The organism is Staphylococcus argenteus, from assembly GCF_000236925.1.
In the GTDB taxonomy this organism is placed as follows: domain Bacteria; phylum Bacillota; class Bacilli; order Staphylococcales; family Staphylococcaceae; genus Staphylococcus; species Staphylococcus argenteus.
In genome coordinates this window covers 2,195,876-2,215,165 of record NC_016941.1, presented here as the reverse complement: position 1 = coordinate 2,215,165, position 19,290 = coordinate 2,195,876, and the positions used below count along the sequence as shown (strand labels likewise).

The window sequence follows — 19,290 nt, the reverse complement described above, 5'->3', positions numbered from 1 at the left end:
TAATGTCAAAATCTAATCAAAAAATCGCATCAATTGAACAATTAAGTAATAACGAGGGAATCATTTCTGCATTAGCATTTGACCAACGTGGTGCTTTAAAACGCATGATGGCTAAACATCAAACTGAAGAACCAACTGTAGCTCAAATTGAACAATTAAAAGTATTAGTTGCGGAAGAGTTAACACAGTATGCGTCTTCAATTTTATTAGATCCAGAATACGGTTTACCAGCATCTGATGCACGTAACAAAGATTGTGGATTATTGCTTGCTTATGAAAAAACTGGTTACGACGTAAATGCTAAAGGTCGATTACCTGACTGTTTAGTTGAATGGTCTGCAAAACGTTTAAAAGAACAAGGTGCAAATGCTGTTAAATTCTTACTTTACTATGATGTAGACGATGCAGAAGAAATCAATATTCAAAAGAAAGCATATATCGAAAGAATCGGTTCAGAATGTGTAGCTGAAGATATTCCATTCTTCTTAGAAGTATTAACTTATGATGACAACATTCCTGATAACGGAAGTGTTGAATTCGCAAAAGTTAAACCTAGAAAGGTTAACGAAGCAATGAAATTATTTTCAGAACCACGCTTTAATGTTGATGTATTGAAAGTTGAAGTACCAGTAAACATGAAATATGTTGAAGGATTTGCTGAAGGTGAAGTGGTTTATACAAAAGAAGCAGCAGCACAACACTTTAAAGATCAAGATGCAGCAACTCATTTACCATACATTTACTTAAGTGCTGGTGTTTCTGCGGAATTATTCCAAGAAACTTTAAAATTTGCACACGAAGCGGGAGCTAAATTCAATGGTGTGCTTTGTGGTCGTGCTACATGGTCTGGCGCTGTTCAAGTATATATTGAACAAGGAGAAGATGCTGCGCGTGAATGGTTACGTACAACTGGTTTCAAAAACATTGATGACTTAAATAAAGTATTGAAAGATACTGCAACATCTTGGAAACAAAGAAAATAATTATAGAAGGGGATTAACGCTATGAATAGAGAAGAAGTCCAATTATTAGGTTTTGAAATTGTTGCATTTGCAGGGGATGCACGTTCTAAGTTTTTAGAAGCATTAACAGCAGCACAAGCTGGTGATTTTGCAAAAGCAGAAGCACTAATTGAAGAAGGAAACAACTGTATTGCTGAAGCACACCGAGCACAAACTAGCCTATTAGCTAAAGAAGCACAAGGTGATGATATTGCATACAGTGTAACAATGATGCATGGTCAAGACCATTTAATGACAACAATCTTATTGAAAGATTTAATGAAGCACTTATTAGAATTTTATAAAAGAGGGTGATGTCTATGATGCAAAAATTGATCGCACAAATTGAAAAAGGAAAGCCGTTTTTCGAGAAATTATCACGTAATATTTACTTAAGAGCGATCCGTGATGGATTTATTTCTGCAATGCCGGTCATCTTATTCTCTAGTATCTTTCTATTAATTGCATATGTACCAAATATTTTTGGATTTAAATGGGATAAAGGTATGGAAGCTATTTTAATGAAGCCATATAACTATACGATGGGGCTTGTAGCATTTTTAGTAGCAGGAACGACAGCGAAATCGTTAACGGATTCATATAACCGTAAGCTGGAAAGTACGAATCAAATTAACTTTATTTCTACAATGCTAGCAGCGATGTGTGGGTTCTTGTTCTTAGCTTCAGATCCAGCAAAAGATGGTGGATTCTTAAGCGCATTTATGGGAACTAAAGGTTTATTAACAGCATTCTTATCAGCATTTGTTACTGTTATTGTTTACAACTTCTGTGTGAAACGTAACATTACAATCAAAATGCCAAAAGAAGTACCGCCGAATATTTCACAAGTATTTAAAGACTTAATTCCATTTTCAGCGGTAATTATCATTCTTTATGCATTAGATTTAATTATTCGCAATAGCTTTAAAGCAAATGTTGCGGAAGGTATTTTAAAATTATTCGAACCATTATTTACAGCAGCAGATGGATGGATTGGTGTCACAATTATTTTTGGTGCCTTTGCATTATTCTGGTTTGTAGGTATTCATGGTCCGTCAATTGTAGAGCCAGCAATTGCAGCCATTACATATGCGAATATCGAAGCGAACTTCAAGTTGCTTCAAGCTGGTGAACACGCAGATAAAATTATTACATCAGGTACACAAATGTTTATCGTTACATTTGGAGGTACGGGTGCAACATTGGTCGTGCCTTTTATGTTTATGTGGATGACGAAATCTAAACGAAACAAAGCGATTGGACGTGCATCTGTTGTACCAACATTCTTTGGTGTAAACGAGCCGATTTTATTTGGTGCACCACTAGTATTGAATCCTGTGTTCTTTATTCCATTTGTATTAGCACCAATTGTGAACGTATGGATATTTAAACTTTTCGTTGAAGTGTTAGGAATGAACAGCTTTAGTGTGAACTTACCATGGACAACACCAGGTCCGCTCGGCATCATCATGGGTACTGGATTTGGTTTATGGTCATTCGTACTAGCGATTACTTTAATTGTTGTAGATATCATCATTTACTATCCGTTCCTAAAAGTTTATGACAGTGAAATTCTTGATGAAGAAGAAGGACGTAAAGAAAGTAATTCAGAGTTAAAAGATAAAGTTGCAGCAAACTTTGATACGAAAAAAGCTGATTCAATTTTAGCAGCAAGTGGTGTGTCTGATGACGCATCTAAAGCTTCAAATATTACTGAACAAACAAATGTCTTAGTACTTTGTGCCGGTGGTGGTACAAGTGGATTATTAGCCAATGCACTTAATAAAGCAGCTGAAGAATATCATGTACCAGTGAAAGCGGCAGCTGGCGGATATGGCGCACATATGGACATTATGAAAGAGTACCAATTAATCATTTTAGCGCCACAAGTTGCGTCTAACTATGAAGATATTAAGCAAGATACAGATAGATTAGGTATTAAATTAGCGAAGACTCAAGGTGCTGAATATATCAAATTGACACGAGATGGCCAAGCAGCCCTTGATTTCGTTCAAAAACAATTTGAAAATTAAGAATAGGAGTTTTTCATATGACTAAAACATTACCTGAAGATTTTATTTTTGGTGGAGCGACAGCAGCATATCAAGCAGAAGGTGCGACAAATACAGATGGTAAAGGTCGTGTTGCATGGGATACTTATTTAGAAGAAAACTATTGGTATACAGCAGAACCTGCAAGTGATTTTTATAATAGATACCCAGTGGATTTAGAGTTAAGTGAGAAATTTGGTGTAAACGGGATCCGTATTTCAATTGCATGGTCTCGTATATTTCCTAATGGCTATGGTGAAGTTAACCCTAAAGGCGTTGAATATTATCATAAGTTATTTGCAGAGTGTCACAAACGCCATGTTGAACCATTCGTAACATTACATCATTTTGATACGCCTGAAGTGTTACACAAAGATGGTGATTTTCTAAATCGTAAAACGATTGATTACTTTGTAGATTATGCTGAATTTTGTTTTAAAGAATTCCCAGAAGTAAAATATTGGACTACATTCAACGAGATTGGACCAATTGGTGATGGCCAATATTTAGTAGGTAAATTCCCTCCAGGTATTAAATATGATTTTGAAAAAGTATTCCAATCGCATCACAATATGATGTTGGCTCACGCTAGAGCAGTAAAATTATTTAAAGATGATGGATATCAAGGAGAAATTGGTGTCGTACACGCTCTACCAACAAAATATCCATTCGACCCATCAAATCCTGAAGACGTTCGTGCGGCAGAATTAGAAGATATTATTCATAACAAATTTATTTTAGATGCAACATACTTAGGTAAGTATTCTCGTGAGACTATGGAAGGTGTACAACATATCTTATCTGTTAATGGTGGTAAATTAAATATTACAGATGAAGATTATGCGATTTTAGATGCAGCCAAAGATTTAAATGACTTCTTAGGTATCAATTACTATATGAGTGATTGGATGAGAGGTTACGATGGTGAATCTGAAATTACACATAATGCAACAGGTGATAAAGGTGGATCTAAATACCAACTTAAAGGTGTTGGACAACGTGAATTTGATGTAGATGTACCACGTACAGACTGGGATTGGATGATTTATCCTCAAGGTTTATACGATCAAATTATGCGAGTAGTTAAAGATTATCCAAACTATCACAAAATTTATATCACTGAAAATGGCCTAGGATATAAAGATGAATTTATTGAATCTGAAAAAACAGTTCATGATGATGCACGTATCGATTATGTTAAGCAGCATTTAAATGTCATTGCCGATGCTATTAAAGATGGTGCCAATGTTAAAGGTTACTTTATTTGGTCATTAATGGATGTATTCTCATGGTCAAACGGTTATGAAAAACGTTATGGTTTATTCTATGTCGACTTTGAAACTCAAGAACGTTATCCTAAGAAAAGTGCTTATTGGTATAAAGAATTAGCTGAAACGAAAGAAATTAAATAATATTATTTTTTAAAGGCCTATCAGTCATATTCTGGTAGGTCTTTTTTTAGAAGAATGGAATTTAAAAGATAGATATTGAGAAATACAATACATATATTTGTTCCGCTAATTATTCATAAATAAAATATGCTGTATATTCCAAAGTATTACACTTATTAAGATGAAGGTTACAAGTGTTAAAGAAAAGAATTCCAAAATAAGATATCGTAATGTAAATGGCAATCTTTAAAGTAGGTTCGTAAAAGTTAATGATGCATTCAAAATCAACTAAAGGACATTTATTAGCACATCCTTTATACTTATAGAAAAGATATGAATGGGAGTTAAAAGTGTGAAGAAAATTTTTGTTATCAGTACAACATTATTAGCAGTAGCTATTATTATAGGTAGTATCATTACAGTCGTATTTAGTCAAAGACAAGAACAAACATATAAGTTACAACAACAGCAATTTGTTAAAAAATCTATCCCTACTTTATTCTTACATGGATATGGTGGTAGCGCCAACTCAGAAAAATTCATGGTGAAACAAGCAGAAAAAAGAGGTGTCACTAAAGATGTCATTACTGCTTATGTATCAAAAGACGGTGAAGTTACTTTTAAAGGGAAGATAAGTAAAAATGCTGTGAATCCAATTGTGAAAATTGAACTTGAAAATAATAAACAAGGATACTTAGATAAGAATGCCGCATGGTTTAAAAATGTACTTACAAAGCTACAATCAGAATACAAATTTGATAAATTTAACTTTGTTGGTCATTCAATGGGGAATTTAACATTCGCACAATATATGATGACTTATGGTAACAACAAATCATTACCACAGTTAAACAAGCAAGTGAATATTGCGGGCACATTTAACGGCGTCTTAAATATGAATGAAGATGTTAATGAAATTTCAGTGGATAAAGATGGCAAACCAAGTCGAATGAATCAACCTTATCAGCAGTTGCGAGTTTTAAAAGATATTTATAAAGGAAAAGATATAGAAGTACTTAATATTTATGGTGATTTGAAAGATGGGACACATTCAGACGGTAGGGTGTCTAACAGCTCTTCGAAATCTTTGAAATATTTACTGGGAAATAGTCCGAAAAGCTATCGAGAATCTAAATATGAAGGTGAGTCAGCGCAACATAGCCAGCTACATGAAAACGAAAACGTTGCGAACGAGCTAATTGACTTTTTATGGAAAAAATAATAACAATTACCATCCAGTTAGAATACGAGTTAATTATATAGGTTTATAAGACGAAATATTTTATATTCATAAACTTAGGAAATATAATGTGGATGAAGTTATAAGAACCAATGTTTAAGTCAAAAGCTAACAACTAAGAATATACTAGCATCACGATTACGCTATTTATACTTAAACTGAAATCAAAATAAAAAAAGTTTCTAAATATGGAAAGGTGATTAGTGATGCAAAACAAACAAATTCTTTTTAATAAAATCCCTGAAGGTATGCCACAAGATGATACATTTAAAATCGAGGAAGTTGCAACGCCTGAACTTGAAAATAATAGTATTTTAGTACAAACATTATACATTTCAGTTGATCCATATATGAGAGGTCGTATGACTAAGGCGGATTCATACGTGCAACCATTTGAAATTGGTAAGCCGATTGTCAGTCATATCGTTGCAAAGGTAATCGAATCGAAACATGAAGATTATCAAACAGGAGATGTCGTTGTAGGTATGTTACCTTGGTGTATCATCAATCAAGTCCAAGCTGAACAAATTACTAAAGTGCCAACGACAGATGTACCCCTTGACTTATATTTAAGTGTCTTAGGTATGCCTGGACAAACAGCATATCATGGGTTGCTTGATATTGGTCAACCTAAACCAGGTGAAACTGTAGTTGTTTCAGCTGCGTCTGGTGCTGTTGGTTCAGTTGTTGGCCAAATTGCTAAAATTAAGGGTTGCCGTGTTGCAGGTATAGCTGGTGGCGATAAAAAAGTAAATTATTTAACGGAGACATTGGGATTTGACGCTGGTATCGACTATAAGAAAGCGGATTTTGCAAAAAAATTAGCGCAAGCTGTACCAGATGGTGTTGATGTTTATTTTGAAAATGTTGGCGGTACAGTCGGTGATGAAGTATTTAAACATTTGAATCGTTTTGCGCGTGTACCAGTTTGTGGCGCAATTTCTTCATATAATCATCCTGAAGAAGATATTGGTCCTCGAATTCAAGGGACACTTATTAAAAAGCAAGTTATGATGAGAGGCTTCTTAGTGTCAGAATTTGCTAATGATTTTAAAGTTGCAAGTGAGCAACTCGCAAAATGGGTTCAAGAAGGCAAAATTCAGTCACAAGTAACTGTTGAAGACGGATTCGAACAAGCACCACGTGCGTTTAAAAATTTATTCACTGGTGAAAACTTTGGTAAGCAAGTGATTAAAGTTACAGAATAATAAAGGTAAATAAGGCTGACAAATCGAAATCGGTAATAGGCAAACTATAAATGAGTATTCTAGTCTAATTTGAATTTATTGAAAGTCATGTATCAGTAAGTCACCGTTTAAATCGAAACTTTTGAAAGATATGTCATTGCAATGGTAGTCTATCATCAAAATCAAAAGTTGCCCTTATTTTATCAAACAAAAAGAAGTCATTGTGTTGTGATATGAGCACACGTGGCTTCTATTTTGTATAATGAAAATAAAGTTCATATACGAGGTGAAGCAATATGAAAATGATAGGATTTGAGAAACCTTTTAAATTAGAAGAAGGAAATTTATTTAAAGAATATGAACAAGATATACCGATGCCGCAAAACGATGAAATTTTAGTTAAAGTGATTAGTATTAGCGTCAATCCAGTAGATACGAAGCAACGACAAATGGAAGTTACTCAAGCACCACGTGTACTTGGCTTCGATGCTGTTGGTACAGTTGAAGCGGTTGGACCAGATGTAACGCTATTTAGTCAAGGTGATGTGGTATTTTATGCTGGTTCACCAGATAGACAAGGATCCAATGCAACGTATCAGTTAGTACCAGAAACAATTGTAGCAAAGGCACCTCAAAATATTTCGGCTGAAGAAGCGGTTAGTCTACCGTTGACTGGTATTACGGCTTATGAAACTTTTTTTGATACATTTAGAATTTCTCATGACCCTTCTGAAAATGAAGGAAAATCAGTTTTGATCATTAATGGTGCTGGTGGTGTAGGAAGTATTGCTACGCAAATTGCTAAACGATATGGTTTAACAGTCATTACAACAGCGTCAAGACAAGAAACAACAGATTGGTGCGAAAAGATGGGCGCAGATATCGTATTAAATCATAGAGAAAATTTAGTAAGTCAGTTTGAAGAAAATGACATCTCGTTGGTAGACTACATATTTTGTACTTTCGATAGTGATATGTATTACGATACTATGATCCAATTAGTTAAACCGTTAGGACATATCACAACTATTGTCGCTTTTAATGAAAATCAAGATTTGAATGCTTTAAAATCAAAAAGTATTACATTTACTCATGAGTTTATGTTTGCACGTCCAATTCATCATACGCCAGACATGATTAAACAGCATGAGTATTTAGCAGATATTACCAAAAATATAGAAGCGGGTACTTACCAGCCTACAACGACGAAAGTTATTGATGGCTTGTCTCCTGAAAACTTATATCGTGCACATCAACTATTAGAACAACAATCAATGATAGGGAAACTAGTGATTAATTTATAAGTAAGTATATAGAGTCGCTTTATACAGTGAAAACTGTGTAAGGTGGCTCGTTTTTTATTTTTAGTCGAAAAGATCAACAGAAAGATAGCTATCACGATTTAATAATGATTGTTTTAAAGTGACAACAAAAATCTTCTGCAAGTATAAATATTGAATTTTTCGTAACCAAAAGTATTCAATAGAAAGTTTATTAATATATGATTTTTAAAAGATAAAGTGTTATTAATTGACTCTTTATAAAATTATAAATGATTAAAATGTAGCAGTTATGGGTATGTGCTAACCATTACATAGAAAGGGTTTGTATTTATGAGAAATAAATCAGTAAGTCTTGTGTTTTGGGTATCATTAGCGATATGTACAATATTCGTTGCTTTTGGTGCAATATTTCCGAAACAGTTAGAAACGCTCACGCAAAATATTACTACATTCATAGCGTTACATTTTTCGTGGTATTATTTGTTGCTTGTGTTAGTTATTTTGTTTGTCTGTGTGTATATTTTATTTTCAAGATACGCATCTATCACATTAGGTGAAGAAGGCGAAGACCCAGAGTTTTCGTTACCATCATGGTTTGCAATGTTATTTAGTGCTGGTATGGGAATAGGACTTGTATTTTGGACAACAGCTGAGCCAATCAGTCATGCTTTTAAATTAACACCGATACACAAAGCTGGGACACAATCTGCAATAAATGATGCGATGCAGTTTTCATTTTTCCATTGGGGGATTCATGCATGGACAGTCTACGGTATTGTTGCACTTGTGTTTGCATATTTTAGCTTTCATAAAGGCTATCCTGGTTTAGTCAGTGCAACATTAACACCATTATTAGGTGAAAAAGCGATGCGCGGACCTTTAGGAGGTGCGATTGATGTTTTAGCGGTTATTGCTACTGTAACAGGTGTCGCTGCAACGTTAGGTTTCGGTGCCTTGCAAATAAACGAAGGCTTACATTTTTTATTTAATGTACCGAGTAATTTTACGATGCAGGTTATTCTAATTGTTGTTGCGACTATTTTATTTACATGGTCAGCGTGGTCAGGTATTGATAAAGGTATTAAAACGTTGAGTAATATCAACATGTTATTAGCCTTTGTTGTGTTAGTTGGTTTATTCATTGTTGGACCTACACTATACATTTTAAATACATTTACTAATGGATTAGGTAATTATATTGCAAATTTCTTTAGTATGAGTTTGCGTATTCCATCGGGTGGTCAAAAATTTCAATGGTTACAAAATTGGACAATCTTTTATTGGGCTTGGTGGGTATCGTGGGCACCATTTGTAGGCATATTTATCGCGCGTGTTTCAAAGGGACGTACGATTAAAGAATTTATCTTAGGCGTGCTCTTCGTACCAGCGCTCGTATGTTTTATCTTCTTTGCGGTTTTCGGCGCATCAGCAATTTACTTGCAAGATAATCATATTGCTAACATTGCTAAAGCTGCAACAGAGACAGCCACTTTTGCGACTTTACAACATTATCCAATGGGGTTTGTATTAAGTTTAGTTACTTTAATTGTTATCATGATTTTCTTTGTTACATCTGCTGATTCTTCAACATATGTTTTAGGCATGTTAAGTTCTAGCGGTGATATTAATCCGAAATCATTTGTAAAAGTAAGTTGGGGTATTATTATGGCACTATTTGCCATTATTATGATTTACACAGGTGGAACACAAGCGATTCAAAATTTATTAATTATTGCAGCATTACCATTTTCAGTAGTTATTATCGCGATGATATGGTCACTTTTAAAATCACTTAGTGAAGAAAAACCTAGAAATAGTAACAAAGTTCTAATTAAACATCGAGATCCTGACATTTTAGAATATCGCTCATCAAAACATATTGACGAAAATTAATTAAAATTTAGGTTTTATTAACAAAAACTAGGGAATAGATTACTAAAATGGTACTTCATCTTATATATTAAAAATAAATTTAAAGTTATTAATTTATTAGGTTTAACGAATTATTAGATGGGTACATATTTAATATGTTTTTTAATTTAACTTTAACTAAGGAGGTGTCGTTAGGGGTGAAACGACTTAAAAACTTTATCCTTGGCTTATTAATAGTTGTCATTGTAGGATTCCTTTTATTCATGTATATACAAGATGGTCGTATTACTGAATATCAAGATTACTTCCTACAATTTGAATGGTTCCAACCATTGCTAATTTCGCTTGCTGCACTATTAATATTAATAGGTCTTATTCTAGTATTTAGTATCTTCAAACCTACACATCGAAAACCTGGATTATACAAAGATTTTGATGATGGACATATTTATGTGTCTAGAAAAGCGGTTGAAAAAACAGCATTTGATACAGTTGCAAAATATGATCAAGTAAGACAACCAAATGTAGTTGCAAAACTATATAACAAAAAAAATAAATCTTATATCGACATTAAAACTGATTTCTTCGTACCGAATAATGTTCAAGTACAATCATTGACAGAAGCCATTCGTGCTGATGTTAAGAAAAATGTTGAACATTTCACTGAAATGCCAGTACGAAAGTTAGAAGTTAATGTGAGAGATCAGAAAACTTCTGGTCCACGAGTGTTGTAAGGGAGGTATATCATGGCTAACAATCATAACCAAAACGGACAAGACTCTACACAACAAGTTATTAATTTATTAAAAACTTTCAAATGGAGAATCATTGGTTTCTTAGCGTTTCTATTGATTGCTATTTTATTCTTAACGCTAGGATTTTGGAAAACAATACTAATCATCGTATTATGTTTAATTGGATTAGGTATTGGGTATATGAAAGACCGTAAGCAAGATTTTATGAATTTTTTAAATAGATGGAGTTAATTCATCAATTTAGAATTTAATTAAAAAAATATAAAAAAATCAACAAGTAAAAGGAGAATTTATTATGACTGTAGATAACAATAAAGCAAAACAAGCATACGATAATCAAACTGGTGTTAACGAAAAAGAAAGAGAAGAACGTCAAAAACAACAAGAACAAAATCAAGAACCTCAATTCAAAAATAAATTAACATTTTCTGATGAAGTTGTTGAAAAAATTGCTGGTATCGCTGCACGCGAAGTTAAAGGTATCTTAGACATGAAAGGTGGCTTAACTGATACATTCACTAATGCATTCTCAAGTGGTAACAACGTAACACAAGGTGTATCAGTAGAAGTTGGCGAAAAACAAGCTGCTGTTGACTTAAAAGTAATCTTAGAATATGGTGAATCAGCACCTAAAATTTTCCGTAAAGTAACTGAATTAGTTAAAGAACAAGTTAAATATATTACTGGTTTAGATGTTGTTGAAGTTAACATGCAAGTTGACGATGTAATGACTCAAAAAGAATGGAAACAAAAACACGAAAAAAATAATGACAATAATAACCAAGAAAGACAAGGTTTACAATAAGTCATTTAATAAAAAAGCTCGGCGCTTATAAGTGCCGAGCTTTTTTGCGTTGCTTTATATAATTATTCAAACGTTAAGATTGCATGCTTCGTGTAATTATTTTGCTTTAATTGATGGTAGCAAATCTTGTCAAAGGTGAAATGCTAATCGCAAATCCATAAAGTTCTTTCTATTCTTCGCGATATAAAGGATTATTAACTTTTATATAAGTATAATGATGTGCCTCATCTTCAAGGCGCATCGTTGTAACACATTTATAATCAATCATTGATGCAAACATGGTAGCTTTAATTTCTTTTATGCGGGCATCACTTACTTTATTGAATTGATGCGTAGAATGTTCAATTTGATAAAAAATATTATCTAATACATCACGAACAATAGTCCATAATTGTTTTTCTAAATTTGAGCCAGTCGATGATTTAGATATCGTTAGAATTAATTCACCTAAGTGATTTTGTACGGTTGAATAAAAAGCTTTATTAAAGACAGAAGTTTTAGAATCAGTAAGAATTCTAGATTTTTCATGGAAATGAGAAGTATCATACCCCATTTCATTCAATTGTGCTTTGTCAATTCTTAAACCTTCAAAGTCTCTTATATACATCGTTTCTAATAGGCCATCTTCTTGGAATGTTGCAATCGCATTTTGTAGATGTGCCTCTAAAGCAATACCATATTTTGTCACTAATGGAATGACAAGACCAAGTAATGCTTTACTATAAGTTTCAATCCACCATCTTGCTGATGTTTCAAATGAAGATAGTCCTGCTGTTGACTGATATCGTTTGATTAGCGTTACAACAGGTGGTTCATTGTTAAATGGATAGGATGCAACTAAACTTGAAGGTATCATTGGTGTGACAATTTGCGGAATCATTTGGTATATGTTTTCCCTAAATAAAGTTCCTAATTGTTCACTTTTTTCAGTTTGATTTTCCGGTTCGTCTTGATTATTAAAAAAATGAATGCCAGCAACTTCATCAATAATGTTTGATGCATAACGTTTGAAAATTGCATCGCTTCTTAGAATATCATTTAAAATGCGTGTCATTAAGGGACCATTATGTGTCGTTTGTTCGGATAATGTACGAATTTCACCTGTTATATGAACATTTGTCGACAATTTTATATGTGGTAACTTTTCTGGACATTTCGGTACTAATGTTCTAAATGATAAACCTGCATAATAAGTCAAGGTGTGCTTTGATACAACAATCGCATTTTGAGTTACTTCTTCATGATAATCAGAAAGTAATACATCATCTAATTGCCAAGGATGAACAATCATGACATGGTATTCGCTAAAATTAATTTTCTTCGAGAATTCATTTTCTAATTGGTCAATTAAATTAGGGAAGAGTCGTCGCACTGTTGCATCATAATCTTCATTAAGTGACATTGTTCTACTTAATTTGTCATGAAGCAGTATGACTTTTAATTCAATTGGTTGCCCGAATTCTGATGAATACTGGTATGTTTGTAATGCATTTAAACCTTTGCGTAACTTTGCACCTGGATGTAACGGATGTCCTTCGATAACAGCTTGTTCCGAACGTAAGTAACGATCATTATCACTTTCGATAATATTAAATAAAGGTGCATTATCATGTTGCATCGTTAATGCTTGATAGCTAATCGCAAATGTCATATTATTAGCACTATTTATTAAATCTTGCTGAAATTGTTCGCTGGCTTCATTTTTTAAATGAGGTGCTTCAACTAAAATACAGTCAAGAATTTCATTTGGATGTTGTACACGTGCAATCGTATGATCGCGATTATATCTAATGTAAAAAGGACCTTCAACATCAATTCGATCAAAGGCATGTTCACCCGTAATAGGTGCATATAAAGTTCGATCAGATTGTGGAAATTGAATTTCTAGCATGTTAGGTGTGTGTATGTCTAATGTATTCAAAACAGTACTAGATAAAATCTCACTACGAGATTTAGCTTCAACTAGATTTTCTCGATGCATAGAAGTGACTAATCGTTGAGTGATTTTGTCTCGACCTTGTAAAATCATCTCTTTGAAAATACTCGCCCAATCACGATCATGTTGTTGTAAAAATAAATATGTTTCTTGTTCTTCTTTATTTAATTTTAAAATTTGTTCTTTAAAAGTTAACTTCAAATTCATAATTCACCTCTATGAAATATTTTACAAAAGCAAGATTGATTTGTATAATCCATATTAATGATAATGATTCTTATTATCAACATAATACGGGTGGAAGTTTTATGACAAAATATTTTTTTAGCAGCTCTTTTCTACTATTTTTAGGTAATTGGATTGGACAAATAGGGCTAAATTGGTTTGTGCTTACCACTTATCATAACGCAGTTTATCTAGGGATTGTCAATTTTTGCAGACTTGTACCAATTTTGTTATTAAGTGTATGGGCAGGGTCGATTGCCGATAAATATGATAAAGGCAGGTTATTAAGAATTACGATAACATCCTCGTTTTTGGTAACTGCGATTTTATGTGCACTTACTTACAGTTTTACTGCAGTTCCAATTATCGTCATCATCATATATGCGATATTAAGAGGCATTTTAAGTGCTGTAGAGACACCGTTAAGGCAAGCTATTTTACCAGATTTGTCTGACAAAATGTCTACGACACAAGCAGTATCATTTCATTCGTTCATTATAAATATTTGTCGTTCAATAGGTCCTGCTATTGCAGGTGTGATTTTAGCAGTTTATCATGCACCCACGACATTTTTAGCACAATCCATTTGTTATTTGATTGCGGTTGTATTATGTTTACCATTACATTTTAAAGTGACAAAAATGCCAGAGGAAGCGTCACAATGTACGTCTTTAAAAGTCATAATAGACTATTTCAAAATACATCTGGAAGGACGTCAAATATTTATTACATCCCTATTAATTATGGCGACTGGTTTTTCATATACAACACTATTGCCAGTTTTAACCAATAAAGTATTTCCAGGGAAATCTGAAATATTTGGTATTGCGATGACAATGTGTGCAATTGGTGGTATTGTTGCGACACTCGTTTTACCTAAAGTGTTGAAATATATTGAAATGGTGAACATGTATTATTTGAGTTCGCTTTTGTTTGGCTTCGCTTTGTTAGGCGTTGTATTTCATAATATCGTCATCATGTTTGCATGTATTACACTGATAGGACTATTTAGTCAATGGGCACGTACGACAAATCGTGTTTATTTTCAAAATAATGTTAAAGACTATGAACGAGGCAAAGTACTAAGTATTATTATGATGGATAGAGGTATGATTCCATTGGGAAGTCTTTTAATGAGCATATGCGCAGACATATTTGGCATTGTTAGAACTTTTACAATAATGGGAATAAGTACTATATGCATTACACTGATATTTTATATAATAAATAGAAAGTTGAAGTTAAAGTTGGAGGAAAGTAAGCATGGTATATCTTGAATGGACTAAAGCCGATAGAAATATTCAATACCGCGTAATTAATGCAATCATTAAAGAACGTATTTATCCCGAACAAACATTTGTGACGTATAAGGATAAAGAATCAATGATTGAGATACAATATCATATGCATGTATTAACTATTGAAGTTGAAAGAAAAAGTGCTTTAGAACGCTATGAATTTAAAGGGGATATCACATATTTAAATAAAGGTGAAAAATCTTTAATTATTACGTTAGAAGGATTGTTAGATGTATTAAATAATGATTTTGAAATCCCTATTACCGCGCAATTACGAAATGAGTTAATACACAGTCGAGATAGTTTAGTTGAAACATATAAACAAATGTCTCATAGGCAGACATTGATTAGCCAAAGTTTCAAATTTTCAAGATTACCAGAAAATATAAATTTCTTTGCATGGTTACAACATATTAAAGATAGTGGTATGACAGACGATTTAACATATTCTGAAAGTTTGGTACCAGAAGGACATCCAACACATCCTTTAACGAAAACGAAATTACCATTAACGATGGAAGAAGTACGTGCTTATGCACCTGAATTTGAAAAAGAAATTCCATTAAAAATTATGTTGATTGAGAAAGATTATATAGTTTGTACATCAATGAATGGTGATGATCAATTTATCGTTGATGAAGTCATTCCGGAATATCATAATCAAATTCGTGTATTTTTAAAAAGTTTAGGTTTAAAAAGTGAAGATTACCGTGCAATATTTGTACACCCTTGGCAATATGACCACACAATAGATCAGTATTTTGAACAGTGGATTGCTAATAAAATATTAATACCAACCCCGTTTACTGTAGCTTCAAAGGCTACCTTGTCATTTAGAACTATGTCACTCATCGATAAACCATATCATGTTAAATTACCTGTAAATGCTCAGGCGACGAGTGCTGTTAGAACGGTTTCAACCGTAACTACTGTAGATGGACCTAAATTGAGTTATGCCTTACAGGGTTTGTTAAATCAGTATCCAGAATTAAAAGTTGCAATGGAACCATTCGGTGAATATGCAAATGTTGACAAAGATATTGCACGTCAACTTGCATGTATTATTAGACAAAAGCCTGAAATTGATGGACATGGGGCAACGATTGTTAGCGCATGCCTAGTGAATAAAAATCCAATCGATCAAAAGGTAATTGTTGATAGTTACTTAGAGTGGCTGAATCAAGGTATTACTAAAGAAAGCATTACAACGTTTATAGATCGATATTCAGAAGCATTAATTACACCATTAATAGCCTTTATTCAAGAGTATGGAATTGCATTAGAAGCACATATGCAAAATACAGTCGTAAATTTAGGGCCGCATTTTGATATTCGATTTTTAGTTAGAGATCTAGGTGGCTCGAGAATTGATATAACTACATTAAAACATCAGGTGCCAGATATCGATATTACTAATCATAGTTTAATTGCAGATTCTATTGAAGCGGTTATTGCGAAATTCCAACATGCAGTTATTCAAAATCAAATGGCAGAATTAATTCATCATTTTAATCAATATGAATGTGTTGATGAAGCATCATTGTTTAAAATAGTGCAAGAGAAAGTTGCTCATGCGATTGACCCTGCAAGACCACATGCTAAAGTATTAAAAGAAATATTATTTGGACCTAAAATAACAGTTAAAGCTTTGCTAAATATGAGAATGGAAAATAAAGTTAAGCAGTATTTAAATATAGAATTAGATAATCCGATAAAAAAAGAGGTGTAGTACTATATGGCACATGTGAGCATAAATATATCGAAAATTAAATACAACGCCAAAGTACTCCAGACAATTTTTCAAAATAAAAATATGCAATTTACGCCAGTGATTAAATGTATAGCTGGAGATCGTATGATTGTAAATAGTTTAAAAGATTTAGGTATTACGCATGTTGCAGAATCAAGATTAGATAATATCGTTCAAATTGATGATGAAGATTTGTCGTATACATTAATACGTACGCCTGCACAACAAGATATACCAATGATGATTGAAAAAGTGGATATGAGTATTCAGACTGAATTATCCACAATATATAAAATAAACGAAGTAGCGGAATCTTTAGGTAAAAAACATAAAATTTTACTAATGGTTGATTGGAAAGATAGTAGAGAAGGTGTACTTACATACGACGTTTTAGAATATATTAAAAAAATCATTCATTTAAAAAATATTCATTTCGTTGGCTTAGCATTTAACTTTATGTGCTTCAAATCAGATGCGCCATCAGATGACGATATTTTCATGATTAATAGATTTGTTACGGCTGTTGAAAGAGAAATAGGATATCGTTTGAAAATTATTTCAGGTGGCAATTCGAGTATGTTGCCACAACTTTTATATAATGATCTAGGTAAGATAAATGAATTGAGAATTGGCGAAACACTGTTTAGAGGTGTTGATACAACGACTAATCAAACAATTGCAATGTTATATCAAGATGCCATTACGATAGAAGCAGAAATTCTAGAAATTAAGCCACGTATTAATGCCACAACACATGAATCTTTCTTACAAGCAATTGTTGATATAGGATATTTAGATACCAAAGTCGATAATATTTATCCAATGGATCAATATATTAATATTTTAGGTGCTTCGAGTGACCATTTAATGCTTGATTTGAATGGTCAAGGACATTATCAAGTAGGCGATCATATTAACTTTTCTTTAAATTACGAGGCATTATCACATTCGATGTATATGAAAAATTTACATAAAATTTATGTTGAAGATTCAAAGATTGATACGCTACTTCAAAACTTCGATGTCCAATCACCTGCAATGGTAAATCAATATTAACGCTATAAAATAAGTCTAAGTTGTATTAATGAGAGGCATATTTATATATGTCGACACTATACAACTTGGGCTTTTTTCTATATATAAACGAATAGCTATTTATTGATTTGTGAGGCATGAATGTCCATTAAGGACGTGTGATAGTAATATTTTTGGAGATGAAATTTGTCTCAATTATGGATTTTACGATGAGTTGAGTTAAGTATTTAATTTATATAAAAGTGATGGTGTAAAAAGAATGTAAGGATTGTTTGTAGAAGAGATTGATGGTCTGTGTAATTCACCAAAGTATTTATGACAGTGTAACGGTTAAACTGACAATTTAAAAAATCGCTAGGTTGTAAATAGGTTTAGTATGACACTTTAGATAAATAAAAATATAGAACGCTACTTGACAATGATAATTGTTATCAATAAAATAATAAATGAAGTTTATACATATTAAGGAGTGGAACGATGAGAGGTCTAAAAACTTTTAGTATATTGGGATTAATAGTTGCCTTATTTTTAGTTGCGGCTTGTGGAAATACTGATAGTAAAAAAGAAGCATCAACTAAAGATACAATTTCAGTAAAAGATGAAAATGGTACAGTAAAAGTACCTAAAGATGCAAAACGTATCGTTGTATTAGAATACTCATTTGCAGATGCATTAGCAGCATTAGATGTTAAACCAGTTGGTATTGCTGATGATGGTAAGAAAAATCGTATTATCAAACCAGTTAGAGAAAAAATTGGGGATTACACATCTGTAGGTACACGTAAACAGCCAAACTTAGAGGAAATTAGTAAATTAAAACCAGATCTAATCATCGCTGATAGCAGTAGACATAAAGGTATCAATAAAGAATTAAATAAAATTGCACCAACATTATCATTAAAGAGTTTTGATGGTGACTACAAACAAAATATCAATGCATTCAAGACAATCGCTAAAGCTTTAGATAAAGAAAAAGAAGGCGAAAAACGTCTTGCTGAACATGATAAATTAATCAAAAAATATAAAGAAGAAATTAAATTTGATAGAAATCAAAAAGTACTTCCAGCAGTTGTAGCTAAAGCTGGATTATTAGCACATCCAAATTATTCATATGTTGGTCAATTTTTAACAGAACTAGGATTTAAAAATGCGTTAAGTGACGATGTAACAAAAGGTTTAAGTAAATACTTGAAAGGACCTTACTTACAATTAGACACTGAGCATTTAGCTGACTTGAATCCAGAACGCATGATTATCATGACAGATCATGCTAAAAAAGATTCGCCTGAATTCAAAAAATTACAAGAAGATGCAACTTGGAAAAAATTAAATGCAGTTAAAAATAATCGTGTTGATATTGTCGACCGTGATGTTTGGGCAAGATCTCGTGGTTTAATTTCTTCAGAAGAAATGGCTAAAGAGCTTGTTGAATTATCAAAAAAAGAACAAAAGTAAGGTGGA

General features: G+C 32.7%; 16 protein-coding genes. 15 read left to right on the top strand and 1 reads right to left on the bottom strand.

All coding sequences use genetic code 11. From position 1 onward, the window contains the following. The first annotated feature begins 2 nt into the window (after positions 1-2). The 11 genes from lacD (at position 3) to SAMSHR1132_RS10740 (ending at position 11,585) form a co-directional block, all read left to right on the top strand. Complete coding sequence (gene lacD / locus SAMSHR1132_RS10790) at positions 3-983, top strand: tagatose-bisphosphate aldolase (RefSeq protein ID WP_000047008.1); 981 nt, start codon at positions 3-5, stop codon at positions 981-983. 21 nt (positions 984-1,004) lie between these two features. Then, on the top strand, positions 1,005-1,316 hold the full coding sequence (locus tag SAMSHR1132_RS10785) for a PTS lactose/cellobiose transporter subunit IIA (protein WP_001078312.1): 312 nt from the start codon (positions 1,005-1,007) through the stop codon (positions 1,314-1,316). A gap of 5 nt (positions 1,317-1,321) precedes the next feature. Next, positions 1,322-3,034 (top strand): lactose-specific PTS transporter subunit EIIC, encoded by a 1,713-nt coding sequence (locus SAMSHR1132_RS10780; RefSeq protein ID WP_000983340.1) that lies wholly within the window; start codon positions 1,322-1,324, stop codon positions 3,032-3,034. A gap of 17 nt (positions 3,035-3,051) precedes the next feature. Continuing rightward, complete coding sequence (gene lacG, locus SAMSHR1132_RS10775) at positions 3,052-4,464, top strand: 6-phospho-beta-galactosidase (RefSeq protein ID WP_000169212.1); 1,413 nt, start codon at positions 3,052-3,054, stop codon at positions 4,462-4,464. A 331-nt stretch (positions 4,465-4,795) separates the two neighbouring features. Further along, on the top strand, positions 4,796-5,665 hold the full coding sequence (locus SAMSHR1132_RS10770) for an alpha/beta hydrolase (RefSeq protein ID WP_000719336.1): 870 nt from the start codon (positions 4,796-4,798) through the stop codon (positions 5,663-5,665). A 224-nt stretch (positions 5,666-5,889) separates the two neighbouring features. Next, on the top strand, positions 5,890-6,891 hold the full coding sequence (locus SAMSHR1132_RS10765; RefSeq protein WP_001180202.1) for an NADP-dependent oxidoreductase: 1,002 nt from the start codon (positions 5,890-5,892) through the stop codon (positions 6,889-6,891). 275 nt (positions 6,892-7,166) lie between these two features. Beyond that, positions 7,167-8,174 carry a zinc-binding alcohol dehydrogenase family protein gene (locus SAMSHR1132_RS10760; RefSeq protein ID WP_000781929.1) on the top strand — a complete coding sequence of 336 codons (1,008 nt, stop codon included), beginning with the start codon at positions 7,167-7,169 and terminating at the stop codon, positions 8,172-8,174. Positions 8,175-8,483: 309 nt separating this feature from the next. Next, positions 8,484-10,046, top strand: a complete 1,563-nt coding sequence (locus SAMSHR1132_RS10755; protein WP_001244921.1) for a BCCT family transporter — start codon at positions 8,484-8,486, stop codon at positions 10,044-10,046. Positions 10,047-10,222: 176 nt separating this feature from the next. Next, on the top strand, positions 10,223-10,759 hold the full coding sequence (amaP, locus tag SAMSHR1132_RS10750) for an alkaline shock response membrane anchor protein AmaP (RefSeq protein ID WP_000825816.1): 537 nt from the start codon (positions 10,223-10,225) through the stop codon (positions 10,757-10,759). 12 nt (positions 10,760-10,771) lie between these two features. Beyond that, positions 10,772-11,011 carry a DUF2273 domain-containing protein gene (locus SAMSHR1132_RS10745; protein ID WP_000002684.1) on the top strand — a complete coding sequence of 80 codons (240 nt, stop codon included), beginning with the start codon at positions 10,772-10,774 and terminating at the stop codon, positions 11,009-11,011. Between the two features lie 64 nt (positions 11,012-11,075). Continuing rightward, positions 11,076-11,585: an Asp23/Gls24 family envelope stress response protein gene (locus tag SAMSHR1132_RS10740; protein ID WP_000215235.1), complete on the top strand. Its 510-nt coding sequence runs from the start codon at positions 11,076-11,078 to the stop codon at positions 11,583-11,585. 169 nt (positions 11,586-11,754) lie between these two features. On the opposite strand, the gene SAMSHR1132_RS10735 is transcribed toward SAMSHR1132_RS10740, so the two are convergent. Then, positions 11,755-13,728, bottom strand: coding sequence for an IucA/IucC family protein (locus SAMSHR1132_RS10735; protein WP_001049829.1), 1,974 nt, complete (start codon positions 13,726-13,728; stop codon positions 11,755-11,757). Between the two features lie 101 nt (positions 13,729-13,829). On the opposite strand from SAMSHR1132_RS10735, the gene SAMSHR1132_RS10730 reads away from it, so the two are divergent. From SAMSHR1132_RS10730 to SAMSHR1132_RS10715, 4 genes are all read left to right on the top strand, one after another. Continuing rightward, positions 13,830-15,023 carry an MFS transporter gene (locus SAMSHR1132_RS10730; protein ID WP_000170417.1) on the top strand — a complete coding sequence of 398 codons (1,194 nt, stop codon included), beginning with the start codon at positions 13,830-13,832 and terminating at the stop codon, positions 15,021-15,023. Next, positions 15,010-16,773: an IucA/IucC family protein gene (locus SAMSHR1132_RS10725; protein WP_000262653.1), complete on the top strand. Its 1,764-nt coding sequence runs from the start codon at positions 15,010-15,012 to the stop codon at positions 16,771-16,773. The genes SAMSHR1132_RS10730 and SAMSHR1132_RS10725 overlap by 14 nt, the downstream gene beginning before the upstream one ends. Before the next feature lie 6 nt (positions 16,774-16,779). Continuing rightward, positions 16,780-17,850, top strand: a complete 1,071-nt coding sequence (gene sfnaC, locus SAMSHR1132_RS10720; protein WP_000951648.1) for an ornithine racemase SfnaC — start codon at positions 16,780-16,782, stop codon at positions 17,848-17,850. Between the two features lie 456 nt (positions 17,851-18,306). Further along, positions 18,307-19,284, top strand: coding sequence for an ABC transporter substrate-binding protein (locus SAMSHR1132_RS10715; protein ID WP_001214658.1), 978 nt, complete (start codon positions 18,307-18,309; stop codon positions 19,282-19,284). Positions 19,285-19,290 lie beyond the last annotated feature (6 nt).